This is a genomic window from Bradyrhizobium sp. NBAIM08 (assembly GCF_020193935.1).
GTDB classification, from domain to species: domain Bacteria; phylum Pseudomonadota; class Alphaproteobacteria; order Rhizobiales; family Xanthobacteraceae; genus Bradyrhizobium; species Bradyrhizobium yuanmingense.
The window spans coordinates 443308-456059 of the sequence record NZ_JADYVR010000001.1; the positions used below are offsets into that span (position 1 = coordinate 443308).

General features: G+C 64.0%; 11 protein-coding genes. 9 read left to right on the forward strand and 2 right to left on the reverse strand.

Annotated elements, in window-relative coordinates; translation table 11 throughout:
• The first annotated feature begins 57 nt into the window (after positions 1-57).
• From topA to I6F37_RS02155, 8 genes are all read left to right on the forward strand, one after another.
• On the forward strand, positions 58-2802 hold the full coding sequence (topA, locus tag I6F37_RS02120) for a type I DNA topoisomerase (RefSeq protein WP_225150134.1): 2745 nt from the start codon (positions 58-60) through the stop codon (positions 2800-2802).
• Positions 2803-2822: 20 nt separating this feature from the next.
• Complete coding sequence (gene rnr / locus I6F37_RS02125; protein WP_225150135.1) at positions 2823-5171, forward strand: ribonuclease R; 2349 nt, start codon at positions 2823-2825, stop codon at positions 5169-5171.
• Positions 5165-5605: a DUF983 domain-containing protein gene (locus tag I6F37_RS02130; protein ID WP_036015117.1), complete on the forward strand. Its 441-nt coding sequence runs from the start codon at positions 5165-5167 to the stop codon at positions 5603-5605. Before rnr ends, I6F37_RS02130 begins: the two co-directional genes overlap by 7 nt.
• 29 nt (positions 5606-5634) lie before the next feature.
• The gene (locus I6F37_RS02135) at positions 5635-6387 is read left to right on the forward strand and encodes an NUDIX domain-containing protein (RefSeq protein ID WP_036015119.1); all 753 of its coding nucleotides are present in this window, start codon (positions 5635-5637) and stop codon (positions 6385-6387) included.
• A 247-nt stretch (positions 6388-6634) separates the two neighbouring features.
• Positions 6635-7960, forward strand: coding sequence for an LLM class flavin-dependent oxidoreductase (locus I6F37_RS02140; RefSeq protein ID WP_225150136.1), 1326 nt, complete (start codon positions 6635-6637; stop codon positions 7958-7960).
• 125 nt (positions 7961-8085) lie between these two features.
• Positions 8086-8253 carry a 50S ribosomal protein L33 gene (rpmG, locus tag I6F37_RS02145; RefSeq protein ID WP_007603295.1) on the forward strand — a complete coding sequence of 56 codons (168 nt, stop codon included), beginning with the start codon at positions 8086-8088 and terminating at the stop codon, positions 8251-8253.
• A 280-nt stretch (positions 8254-8533) separates the two neighbouring features.
• Positions 8534-8764 (forward strand): DUF3551 domain-containing protein, encoded by a 231-nt coding sequence (locus I6F37_RS02150; RefSeq protein ID WP_074448008.1) that lies wholly within the window; start codon positions 8534-8536, stop codon positions 8762-8764.
• 5 nt (positions 8765-8769) lie between these two features.
• The gene (locus I6F37_RS02155) at positions 8770-9024 is read left to right on the forward strand and encodes a DUF3551 domain-containing protein (protein ID WP_225150580.1); all 255 of its coding nucleotides are present in this window, start codon (positions 8770-8772) and stop codon (positions 9022-9024) included.
• A gap of 95 nt (positions 9025-9119) precedes the next feature.
• On the opposite strand, the gene I6F37_RS02160 is transcribed toward I6F37_RS02155, so the two are convergent.
• Complete coding sequence (locus I6F37_RS02160) at positions 9120-10019, reverse strand: GNAT family N-acetyltransferase (protein WP_036015145.1); 900 nt, start codon at positions 10017-10019, stop codon at positions 9120-9122.
• A 104-nt stretch (positions 10020-10123) separates the two neighbouring features.
• Positions 10124-11497, reverse strand: a complete 1374-nt coding sequence (locus I6F37_RS02165) for an FAD-binding oxidoreductase (protein WP_036015146.1) — start codon at positions 11495-11497, stop codon at positions 10124-10126.
• A 107-nt stretch (positions 11498-11604) separates the two neighbouring features.
• Here I6F37_RS02165 and I6F37_RS02170 point away from each other — a divergent pair, with 107 nt between their 5' ends.
• A complete protein-coding gene (locus tag I6F37_RS02170; RefSeq protein WP_225150137.1) occupies positions 11605-12513 on the forward strand; it encodes a LysR substrate-binding domain-containing protein in 909 nt (302 codons plus the stop codon).
• Positions 12514-12752: the final 239 nt, after the last annotated feature.

Consider the following 12752-nt stretch of genomic DNA (forward strand, 5'->3'; position numbering starts at 1 on the left):
CCGACCCGAGTCCTTTCGTTTTCGGCCCAAGATTTTCCCGTAAGCCACTGGAACTAAATGAATATCGTCATTGTGGAGTCGCCGGCGAAAGCCAAGACGATCAACAAATATCTGGGCTCGTCCTATGAGGTTCTGGCCTCGTTCGGCCATGTCCGCGATCTCCCGGCTAAGAACGGTTCCGTCGATCCCGACGCCAATTTCAAGATGATCTGGGAGGTCGACCCCAAGGCGGCCGGCCGGCTCAACGATATCGCGAAGTCGCTGAAGGGTGCCGACCGCCTGATTCTCGCCACCGACCCCGATCGCGAGGGCGAAGCCATCTCCTGGCACGTGCTCGAGGTGATGAAGGAGAAGCGCGCGCTGAAGGATCAGAAGATCGAGCGCGTGGTGTTCAACGCCATCACCAAGCAGGCCGTCTCGGAGGCGATGAAGCATCCGCGCGAGATCGACGGCGCCCTGGTCGACGCCTACATGGCGCGCCGTGCGCTCGACTATCTGGTCGGCTTCACCCTCTCCCCCGTGCTCTGGCGCAAGCTGCCGGGCGCCCGCTCGGCCGGCCGCGTGCAGTCGGTGGCGCTGCGCCTCGTCTGCGACCGCGAGCTCGAGATCGAGAAGTTCGTAGCCCGCGAATATTGGTCGCTGATCGCGACCCTGCTCACCCCGCGGGGCGACGCCTTCGAGGCCCGCCTCGTCGGCGCCGACGGCAAGAAGATCCAGCGCCTCGACATCGGCACCGGCGCGGAAGCCGAAGACTTCAAGAAGGCGCTGGAACTGGCGACTTACGCGGTCACCGCGGTCGACGCCAAGCCGGCCCGTCGCAATCCGCAGGCGCCCTTCACCACCTCGACGCTGCAGCAGGAAGCCAGCCGCAAATACGGCTTTGCGCCGGCGCATACGATGCGCATCGCCCAGCGTCTTTATGAAGGCATCGACATCGGTGGCGAGACCACCGGACTCATTACTTATATGCGTACCGACGGCGTGCAGATCGCCCCCGAGGCGATCACCCAGGCGCGCAAGGTGATCGGCGAGGATTACGGCAACGCCTACGTGCCGGATAGCCCGCGCCAGTACCAGGCCAAGGCCAAGAACGCCCAGGAAGCGCACGAAGCGATCCGCCCGACCGACCTCTCCCGCCGCCCCGACAGCATGAGCCGCAAGCTCGATGCCGATCAGGCCAAGCTGTATGAGCTGATCTGGAAGCGCACCATCGCGAGCCAGATGGAATCCGCCGAGCTCGAGCGGACCACCGTCGACATCACGGCGAAGGCGGGCTCTCGTACGCTGGAGCTGCGCGCCACCGGCCAGGTCGTCAAGTTCGACGGCTTCCTCGCGCTCTACCAGGAAGGCCGCGACGACGAGGAGGACGAGGATTCCCGCCGCCTGCCCGCGATGAGCCAGGGCGAGGCCGTGAAACGGCAGAGCCTGTCCGTCACCCAGCATTTCACCGAGCCGCCGCCGCGATTCTCGGAAGCATCGCTCGTCAAGCGCATGGAGGAGCTCGGCATCGGCCGGCCCTCGACCTATGCCTCGATCCTCCAGGTCCTGAAGGACCGCGGCTACGTCAAGCTGGAGAAGAAGCGTCTGCACGGCGAGGACAAGGGCCGCGTCGTGGTCGCCTTCCTCGAAAGCTTCTTTGCCCGCTATGTCGAGTACGACTTTACGGCGAGCCTCGAAGAGCAGCTCGACCGTATCTCCAACAACGAGATCTCCTGGCAGCAGGTTCTGAAGGACTTTTGGACCGGCTTCATCGGCGCCGTCGACGACATCAAGGAGCTGCGCGTCGCCCAGGTGCTCGACGTGCTCGACGACATGCTGGGCCAGCACATCTATCCGCCCCGCGCAGATGGTGGCGATATCAGGCAGTGCCCGAACTGCGGCACCGGCCGGCTGAACCTCAAGGCCGGCAAGTTCGGCGCCTTCGTCGGCTGCTCGAACTATCCGGAATGCCGCTACACCCGTCAGCTCGCCGCCGATGGCGAGGCGACTGCTGACCGTTCGCTCGGCCAGGATCCCGACACGGGTCGCGATGTCTGGGTCAAGGCCGGCCGCTTCGGCCCCTATATCCAGCTCGGCGAGCAGAAGGATTATGAGGAAGGCGAGAAGCCCAAGCGCGCCGGCATTCCGAAGGGCACCTCGCCCAGCGACGTCGATCTCGACCTTGCGCTGAAGCTGCTGTCGCTGCCGCGCGAGATCGGCAAGCATCCGGAGACCGGCCAGCCGATCACCGCGGGCCTCGGCCGCTTCGGACCGTTCGTGAAGCACGAGAAGACCTATGCGAGCTTAGAGGCCGGCGACGAGGTGTTCGACATCGGCCTCAATCGTGCGGTGACGCTGATCGCGGAGAAGGTTGCCAAGGGCCCGAGCCGCCGCTTCGGCGCCGATCCCGGCAAGGCGCTCGGCGATCATCCGACGCTTGGCACCGTCACCGTGAAGAGCGGCCGTTACGGCGCCTATGTCACCGCGGGCGGCGTCAACGCGACGATCCCGGCCGAGTTCGAGAAGGACACCATCACGCTGCCGCAGGCGATCACGCTGATCGACGAGCGCGCCGCCAAGGGTGGCGGCAAGGCCAAGAAGGCGGCGAAGCCGGCCAAGGCGAAGAAAGCGTCAGAGAAGGCTGCGGACGGCGAGGACGCCGCACCGAAGCCGAAGAAGCCGGTTGCGAAGAAAGCCGCGGCCAAATCCAAATCCGAATCCACCAGCAAGGCGCGCGCCGCCGTGCCGTCGACCGCAAAGACGTCGCCGACCAAGGCAGCCGCCACCAAGGCTCCGGCCAAGAAGAGTGCCGGCAAGACCTGAGATCAAGAATTAGAGGTTAAGTGAAACCAAAGAAAGACCGTGGCTTTCCCGACAGGCAAGCCATCGTCGCCTTCATCAAGGCAAATCCAGGAAAGGTCGGGACTCGCGACATAGCGCGCGAGTTCGGCCTGAAGAACGCCGATCGCGCCGAGCTCAGGCGCATGCTGCGCGAGCTCGCCGACGGCGGCATCATCAAGAAGAAGCGCCACAAGGTCTCCGAGCCGGACGCGCTGCCGCCGACGCTGCTCGCCGACATCACCGGCCGCGACTCCGATGGCGAATTGATCGCCTCCCCCGCCGAATGGGACGAGGTCGAGAACGGCGAGCCGCCAAAGATCCTCATCGAGATGCCGCGCCGGCCCAAGCCCGGCACCGCCGCCGGCGTCGGCGACCGCGCGCTGCTGCGCGTCGAACGCAGCGATGACGATGAAGGTCCCGCCTATCGCGGCCGCATCATCAAGGTCATCGACAAGGCCAAGAGCCGCATCCTCGGCGTCTTCCGCAGCCTGCCCGAGGGCGGCGGACGGCTCGTCCCCGTCGACAAGAAGTTCGCCGACCGCGAGCTGAACATCGCGAGGACCGATACGGGCGGCGCTGAGGATGGCGACCTCGTCAGCGTCGACATCGTCCGCACCCGCGGCTTTGGCCTCGCCTCCGGCCGGGTGAAAGAGAAGCTCGGCTCGGTCAAGTCGGAAAAGGCGATCAGCCTGATCGCGATCTACGCCCACGACATCCCCTTGCAATTCTCCTCCGCCGCCGAGCGCGAGGCGGAAGCGGCAGAGCCCGCCAATCTGAAAGGCCGCAAGGACTGGCGCGACGTCCCGCTCGTCACCATCGATCCGCCCGACGCCAAGGATCACGACGACGCGGTGCATGCCGAGCCCGATCCGGATCCCAACAACAAGGGCGGCTTCATCGTCAACGTCGCCATCGCCGATGTCAGCTTCTACGTGCGGCCGGGCACGGCGCTCGACCGCGACGCGCTCGACCGCGGCAACTCGGTCTATTTCCCGGACCGCGTCGTGCCGATGCTGCCCGAGCGCATCTCCAACAATCTCTGCTCGCTGGTGCCCGGCGAGCCGCGCGGCGCGCTGGCGGTGCGCATGGTGCTCGGCCCCGACGGCCGCAAGCGCTCGCACAGTTTTCATCGCATCCTGATGCGGTCGGCCGCCAAGCTCGCTTACGCGCAAGCGCAGGCCGCGATCGACGGCCGGCCTGATGACACCACCGGCCCCCTGCTCGATCCGATCCTGAGGCCGCTCTATGCCGCCTATGCCTGCGCCAAGCGCGCGCGTGACGAGCGTGATCCGCTCAATCTCGATCTGCCCGAGCGCAAGATCCTCCTGAAGAGCGACGGCACCGTGGATCGCGTCGTGGTCCCCGAGCGTCTCGATGCGCACAAGCTGATCGAGGAGTTCATGATCCTCGCCAACGTCGCCGCAGCGGAGACATTGGAGAAGAAATCTCTGCCGCTGATCTACCGCGTGCACGACGAGCCGACCTTGGAGAAGGTTCACGCGCTCGCGGAATTCCTGGAGACGCTGGACGTTCCCTTCGCCAAGTCCGGCGCGCTCCGCCCGACCACGTTCAACCGTGTGCTGGCCCAGCTTGAAGGCCACGACTATTACCCGCTGGTGAGCGAGGTGGTGCTGCGCGCGCAGGCGCAGGCCGAATATTCCTCGGAGAATTACGGTCACTTCGGCCTGAACCTGCGCCGCTATGCGCATTTCACCTCGCCGATCCGCCGCTATGCCGACCTCGTCGTGCACCGCGCGCTGGTACGTGCGCTTGGCCTTGGCGAAGGCGCCCTGCCCGACAGCGAGACGCCGGAAAGCTTGAGCGAAGTCGCCGCGCATATCTCGCTGACCGAGCGGCGCGCCATGAAGGCGGAGCGCGAGACCGTCGACCGCCTGATCGCCCATCACCTCGCCGACCGCATCGGCGCCAGCTTCCAGGGCCGCGTCTCCGGCGTCACCCGCGCCGGCCTGTTCGTGAAGCTCAGCGAGACCGGCGCTGACGGGCTGATCCCGATCCGATCCCTCGGCACGGAATATTTCAACTATGACGAAAGCCGCCATGCCCTCGTCGGCACGCGCAGCGGCACCATGTACCAGCTCGGCGACGTCGTCGACGTCCGCCTGATCGAGGCCGCTCCCATCGCGGGCGCGCTGCGTTTCGAGCTGCTGTCGTCCGAGACCGACAGCGGCCCGCGCCAGCGCAGGCCGCTCCGTCCGCAGCGCAAATCGTCCAAGCCGCAGCCCGGACGCAGCCCGGAGCGAAAACGCAAGCCGGAGAAGAAAAAGTCCGGCAAGGGAAGGAAGGCCAAAGGAAAGAACAAGGGTAAGGGCAAGAAGGGCAAGGCATGGTGACGATGAGCACGGCACCAAAGATCTGGACGCGCGAGAACGGTCTCGTCGAGAAGCGCGACGTCTGGTCAGCAATGAAGCGCGGCTTCCGCGGCCGCTGCCCGCGCTGCGGCGAAGGCAAGCTGTTCCGCGCCTTCCTGAAGACCGCCGACCATTGCGCCAAATGCGGCCTCGACTTCACGCCGCATCGCGCCGACGATCTGCCTGCCTATCTCGTCATCGTCATCGTCGGCCACATCGTGGTGCCGGCCATCCTCTGGATCGAGACCAATTATTCGACGCCGGTCTGGCTCAGCTTCGCAGCCTATCTGCCCTTCACCTTCGTCGCCTCGCTCGCGCTGCTGCAGCCCGTGAAGGGAGCTGTGGTCGGCTTGCAATGGGCTCTGCGCATGCACGGGTTTGACGACAACCCTCCCGATGGTATTCCGCCTGTGTAAACACGTAAAAGAACAGTTCGGGTGAGGACATGACCGATATTTCGCAGGCCGAGGAGAAGACCAGGGTTCACGAGGAGAAGGAAGCCGATCATCATCCTTACTTCCGCCCGAAGGATGCGGCGACGCTGATCCTGGTCGACCGCAGCGGCGCCATTCCGAAAGTGCTGGTCGGCAAGCGCCACGACAAGGTGGTGTTCATGCCGGGAAAATTCGTCTTCCCGGGCGGGCGCGTCGACAAGGCCGATTATCGCGTGCCCTGCGCCGCGCCCATCACCGCCGAACTGGAAGCCAATCTCGCCAAGGGCAGCCCGAAGACGCCGGCCTCGCGCGCGAAATCGCTCGCCATTGCCGCCATCCGCGAAGCCTGCGAGGAGACCGGCCTCTGCCTCGGCCGCAAGGCCGAAGGCAAAGTGCCGAAGCTCGAAGGTCCCTGGCAGCCGTTCGCGGATGCGGGCCTGCTGCCTGATCCCTCCAGCCTGTTCCTGATCGCGCGCGCAATCACCCCGCCCGGCCGCGTCAAGCGCTTCGACACGCGTTTCTTCACCGCCGATGCCTCTGCGATCACCCACCGCGTCGAAGGCGTGATCCATGCCGATGCGGAGCTGGTCGAATTGGTCTGGGTCGAGCTCGGCTCAAAACCGCTCGCCGATCTGCATCCGATGACGCGCAACGTGCTCAACGAGCTCGACACCCGCCTCGCCACCGGCCCGCTCCGTCACGACGCGCCGGTGCCGTTCTTCCACTTCTACGCCGGCAAGATGCAGAAGGACGTTTTGAGCTAGTTGGCGCGCTGGGGCGTAGTTCGATCAAGTCTATCCACCGTCATTCCGGGGTGCGCCTCTTGGCGCGAGCCCGGAATCCATACTCCGGATGGTGGTTATGGATTCCGGGCTCGCCGCTCCGCGTCGCCCCGGAATGACGTGCTGAGAGAGCTACGAAAAACAAAAAATTCTTCCCGTCTCCCCCAATGGCGGAGTTCCCACTCATGCCTATGTCTTTGCGAGCGTCACCAAGAACGGACACCGGGCGATGGCACAAAGGCAACTCAAGCTTGGCGCGTTCATGCGCCCGATCAGCATCCACACCGGCGCCTGGCGCTATCCCGGGGCCTGGCCCGACGCGAATTTCAATTTCGGCCATATCAAGACGCTGATCCGAAAGCTCGAGGCCGGCAAGTTCGACGCCTTCTTCATGGCCGATCACCTCGCCGTCCTGAACATGCCGATCAACGCGCTGAAGCGCAGCCACACCGTAACCTCGTTCGAGCCGTTCACGCTGCTGTCGGCTTTGTCAGCCGTGACCGAGCGCATCGGCCTGATCGCGACCGGCTCGACCACGTTCGACGAGCCCTATCACGTCGCGCGCCGCTTCGCCTCGCTCGACCATCTCAGCGGCGGCCGCGCCGGCTGGAACATCGTCACCACCTCGAACCCGGACGCGGCGCTGAATTTCGGCCTCGACGATCACATGGAGCACGCCGAGCGCTACAAGCGCGCCCGCGAGTTCTACGACGTCGTCACCGGCCTCTGGGACTCCTTCGCCGACGATGCCTTCATGCGCGACGTCGAGAGCGGCCTGTTCTTCGATCCCGCCAGGATGCATACCCTCGACCACAAGGGCAAATACTTCAAAGTGCGCGGCCCCCTCAACATCGCCCGCCCGGTGCAAGGCTGGCCCCTGATCGTGCAGGCCGGCGCCTCCGACGACGGCAAGCAGCTCGCCGCCGAGACCGCGGAAGCGGTGTTCACCGGCGGCGGCAGCCTCGCCGACGGCCAGAAACTCTATGCCGACATCAAAGGCCGCATGGAGAAGATCGGCCGCGACCCCGAGCACCTGAAGATCCTCCCCGGCGCCTTCGTCGTCGTGGGCGACAGCGTGGATGAGGCCAAGGAGAAGCGCGCTTTGCTCGACAGCCGCGTGCATTACGACAGCGCCATTGCCTCGCTCTCCGTCATCCTCGGCACCGATGCCTCCGGCTTCGATCCCGATGGGCCGCTTCCCGAAATCCCCGAGACCAATGCCAGCAAGAGCGGCCGGCAGCGCCTGGTCGATCTCGCCGCCCGTGAGAAGCTCACCGTGCGCCAGCTCGCCCAGCGCGTCGGCGGCTATGGCGGCCTGTCCTTCGTCGGCACCGCCAAGACCATCGCCGACCAGATGGAGGAATGGCTGGTCGGACGCGGCTCCGACGGCTTCAACATCATGTTCCCGTTCCTGCCTGCCGGTCTCGACGATTTCGTCGACAAGGTGGTCCCGGAGCTGCAGAAGCGCGGGATTTTCCGCAAAGAGTACGAAGGACCCACTTTGAGGGAGAATCTGGGCCTGCCGCGGCCGAAAAACCGGTTCTTTGAGGCCTAATGGGCCCGATTTGAGCGGTTTCCGCCGCCTGAAACCTTGACTTCCCGCCGTTTCTGACTAGGTTGCCGGCCAACGCGGGCCGTTTGGCCGGCTCCAGATTCCCCTGATATTCTGAGGTTCAGAACATGGCCAAAGCGGTCACCATCAAGGTCAAGCTCGTGTCCTCGGCCGACACCGGCTTCTACTACGTTGCCAAGAAGAATTCGCGCACCATGACCGACAAGCTGGTCAAGAAGAAGTACGACCCGGTCGCGCGCAAGCACGTCGAATTCCGCGAAGCCAAGATCAAGTAAGATCGCGGCGTAGCGCGCTAAGGTTTTTTTGCGGGGCCCTTGCGGGCCCCGTTGTCGTTTCGGCTCGCATGTCCCTGCTCATGTACCCTGCTACCCAGCGCTGCGCTGCTTAGCGCAGCGAAGCAAATCCGGACCGGCTCTGCGAGATCACACGTGGGACACTCCGGCGTGACGAGAGGAACTCGCTTGAGTCGTGGTTGTTGAGCCAGCATCGTCAAGCGGCTATCTTTCGGAGCGAACCTCTTGCGTTGCCGCTCAACTGACTTGATGGGAGAATCGCATGCGCATCGCTCTGCTCATTGTCGTTATGGTCATCGGATTTTCTTCCGCAGCAAACGCTCAGTATGACTATCCCTGGTGCGTTTTTGGCGGAGGGCTCGGCGCTTCCGGAGACTGCATGTATTCGACGCGGGAACAGTGCCTGGCGTCGGCATCCGGGCGGTCGAACACCTATTGCGATGTGAACCCGCGCGTGAGGTTCAAGCAGCACGCTCCGCAGCGGCCGCGCTGATCATGATGCGCGCGCTTGCCTGTCTGCTCTTCGTCCTGATCACCATGTCCGCGCCCGGTCCAGCGGCAGCGCAGCGGTTCGGCGGCAATTTTCCGGTATGTCTGCAGGAGTGGGAATGGGGCGGCGGCACCTACATCTCTTGCCAGTATCGTTCATTTGACGAATGCAGAGCCAGCGCGGCGGGCCGTTCGGCGATGTGCCTGGGAAACCCATATGTGCAGCGGCCGTCCCCTCCAGGCCGCAGCCCGCGTCCCCGGTAGGGCTAGAGCATGATCGGCCCGTGACGAGCGCCGATCCAGCCATCGTTCCGCGCCTTCCGGCCTGCCCGCAACGTCGACCTTCTCGGTTGAATCCCCTACATGAAACCCGGATTGCGCGGGAAATAGCTACCCCAATCTCCGAATGGTCGATTTGACATCAGCAGCATCGGGAACGTCAGCCGCATCCCGTGGTCGATTGCCGCCTTGAGCGCCGGCTCGCTCGCGCCCGGCACAAAAGCCGAAATGGCCGGACAATCGCTCTGTGCCGCGAACGATAACGCAGCGGCGAAAGCGGACTCAACCAGATCTGGCCTGTGGACTGCAAGCGGACCAATGTGTCCACCCGAAATGTAGACGTACCCGACGCACTCATTGCCGGCGTGGATGGTGAATCCGCGCGTCGTGCTGTCGCCAAGGAGAAATCGATGATGCTTCTCCCTGGAAACGCCGACTGCGCTGACATCGATCTGCGCCAGCCTGTCGTATGGGATCGCGTCGGCCGTGAGAGATTCAAGACGGAGCCGCGGCGCAGCCAACCGTGGCGCCAGGCGGTCACGAGGGACGCTGACCATGTAGATCGGAAAGCGCGGGAACAGTCCGTGGCGGATGTAGAGGCCTTGAGATACGTTGTTGAACGTGAAGGTGATCAGTGCCTTGATGGGTGCTCCGCGCATTTCTGCATGCGCGAATGCCTTGTTGATGAGTTGATTGCCGATGCCGTCGCTCTGACGATCAGGCGCGACGAACAATTGGGCCAGGAACCAAAGCTCGCCACAGACCCAACTCCACGCGAAGCCGACTATTTCTCCGTCGTCATCGGCCACCCATAAGCCCTCGGGATCATCCGCGAGCGAGAAGGCCTGAAAATTCGGCGGACGAGAGGATGCCATCTTCCCGAACCCCCGCCGTTCGGTTAGCTCATTGATGCTGGCGACCACGATGTCATCGGCCTGCTTCAAGTCGTCGATGCGAGCGGGCCTGCACACGACCGCCATTCTCAGTCCCTCCCGGGCGTCAGCTCGCCCCGCCCACGATGCATCGGGTCGCGGCTTAGTTTCTACTCACATCTTGATGAGAGCGAGAAATCGTCAGCCGGCAATCAGGCGAGCGGCCGGATGTTCTGGTTCATCCGGAAGAAGTTCGTAGGGTCGTATTTCGCTTTGATCTGCTGCAGGCGCCTGTAGTTCCGCCCATAAGCAGCGGCAACCGGATCGCCTGTCTCATCGTCGTCGAGATAATTGACATAGCGTCCTGAGGCAAAGAAGGGCCGCATCCTTTCATAGGTTGCGCGTGCCCACGAGATGCTGCGGCTGGTATCGCTGGCCTGCGTCCATTGCGCGAGGATCAGGAAATTGTAGCCCTCCTGCCGGTGCACAAATGCCGTATCCCCGGCACCCACGCGGGCCGCCGCACCGTGGATGTGCTCGAGCAGCAGCTGCCCCATCGGAGTCGGGCAGCGGGCGAAGCATTCGATCATCGTCGCGATCGCACCGTCGCTCAGCTCCGTGAGGAAGTTCGACTTCCAATAGTTGAACGCGCCTTTCGGATAGTTGGCGTCGAGCATGCGGTTGAGCTCGCAATAGGTCATCGGTCCGACCGCATCCAGAATGGGAGGCCCGAACTGTTTCAGCGGCTGCATCGCTCGTTCGGCCTCGGCGACTGGACCGCAGTGGCTGGTAACCAGGGCCGCGACCTCCCTGCCGGACCCGTCGGGCGCATGGGTCAGGGATGCGAACAGCATGTGCTCGTCCGTGAGCGATCGCGTGCTGGTCCGGAAAAATTCCAGCACGTCGCGGGAACGCTCGATAGGGTGAACGATCGGGCCGCCGGTGATGATCGGCCCTACCGTATGGAGGTCGTATTCAAGACTGGTGGCAATCCCGAAGTTTCCGCCGCCGCCGCGCACGGCCCAAAATAGATCGGGCTGCTCTTGCTTGCTGGCCCGCACAACCTTGCCATCGGCGGTGACGAGTTCGACAGCCCGCAGATTATCCAACGCGAGGCCGTACTTGCCCATCAGCCAGCCCAGTCCTCCGCCGAGCGTCAGGCCCGCGATGCCGGTGGTCGAGACCACGCCGCCGGTCACCGCAAGTCCGTGAAGCTGCGTTTCTCGATTGAGCTCGCCCCAGGTGACCCCGCCCTGCGCCCATACGGTCTTGCCGATCGCGTCGACCCGGACCCCCTTCATGGGTGAGAGGTCGATCATGATCCCGCCGTCGATGGTTGCGCGCCCGGCCACATTGTGGCCACCGCCGCGAACCGCGACCTCGAGGCCGAGCTTGGTCGCAAGTGCCACGGCATCCACGACATCAGCCGCACTGCGACATCTGGCAATCAATGCTGGCCGTTTGTCGACCAGCCCATTGTGAACCTTGCGCGCCTCGTCGTAGCCCTCGTCCGCTGGCTTGAGCAGTTCTCCTCCGAAGGAGGCGCTAAGTTCGGCGGCAGCGCTGGCAACAGATGCGATGGACATGACACGAACTCCCTAGCTTGGCCCGCCACATCCTCGATCGCGGGCTGTCTCAGAGCAAATCCGAAGAATTCAGGTGACGATGAACTGATTTCACCTACACTCGCCGCATGCACAAGCTGCCGCCCCTGATCGAGCTCCGCGCTTTTGAGGCTGCCGCGCGTCATCTGAGCTTCAAGAAAGCCGCGGCAGAACTCGGCGTCACGCCGACCGCGATCAGCCACCAGATCGGATTGCTCGAGCAGTATTGCGGCCGCGCCCTATTCCGGCGCAGACCACGCCCTCTTTCGTTGACCGATGCCGGCGCGCGGCTGTTTCCCGCCATTCGCGGCGGACTCGAGGCGTTTGCCGCTGCCATTGCGTCCCTCAAGCAGGAAGGTGACGAGCAGCCGCTCCGGGTTACGACGACCAACGCCTTCGCTAGCCGCTGGCTCGTGCCCCGCCTGCCCCTGTGGCGGAAGTTGCATCCTGACGTGCCATTGGAAGTGATCGGCACTGACACGGTGCTCGATCTGCAGGCCGGAGACAGTGACGTTGCCATCCGTTATGCGACCAGCCGCGTACCGCCGACAGACGGAATCGTCGATGAACTCTTCAGCGATACGTTCTGGCCGATCTGCAATCCGGATTTGCTTTCAACCGGACGGCTGATGAGACCAGTCGACCTCGCAAAGCACGTTCTGATCCACTCCTATTGGTCGCCGGCCGATCGTGAGCCACCGACGTGGCAGAGATGGCTCGGTTTGGCCCAGCGCCGGTGGCGCGAGGTGCCCCAATACAAGGACCTGCAGCACTTGAGTTTCCGGGAAGAACTGCACGCCATCGAGGCGGTGATCAGTGGGCAGGGCGTCGGGATCTTCAGTGATGTGCTCGTGGCACACGACCTCGCCGCCGGCACGCTCGTGAAGGCATTCTCGTTGAACCTACCCGGCTACAGCTTTTATGTGGTCAGCAGGCCAAGCCACCCGCGCGCGCGGACCATTCGGGTCTTTTCGCAGTGGTTGCGGTCGAGTACCTGATCCGGACTGGAAAGGGTCAGCACAAAGTGCGAAGCCGGGAGAGGTCATGCGAATAACCCGAAGCGCGACCAGCAGCGCGGACCAACTCCAGCTGCGAACCGGAGCGACGGGGCCGACCCGAGAATTGACGGCGCCGAGCAGGTCACCGTTGCCCTTACGTGTCTTTAGGGTGCAGCGGAGTCGCGAAAACCGAGAACGTTACGGAGCTCCAATGGAGCGCGCTTACGACAAGCTCCACG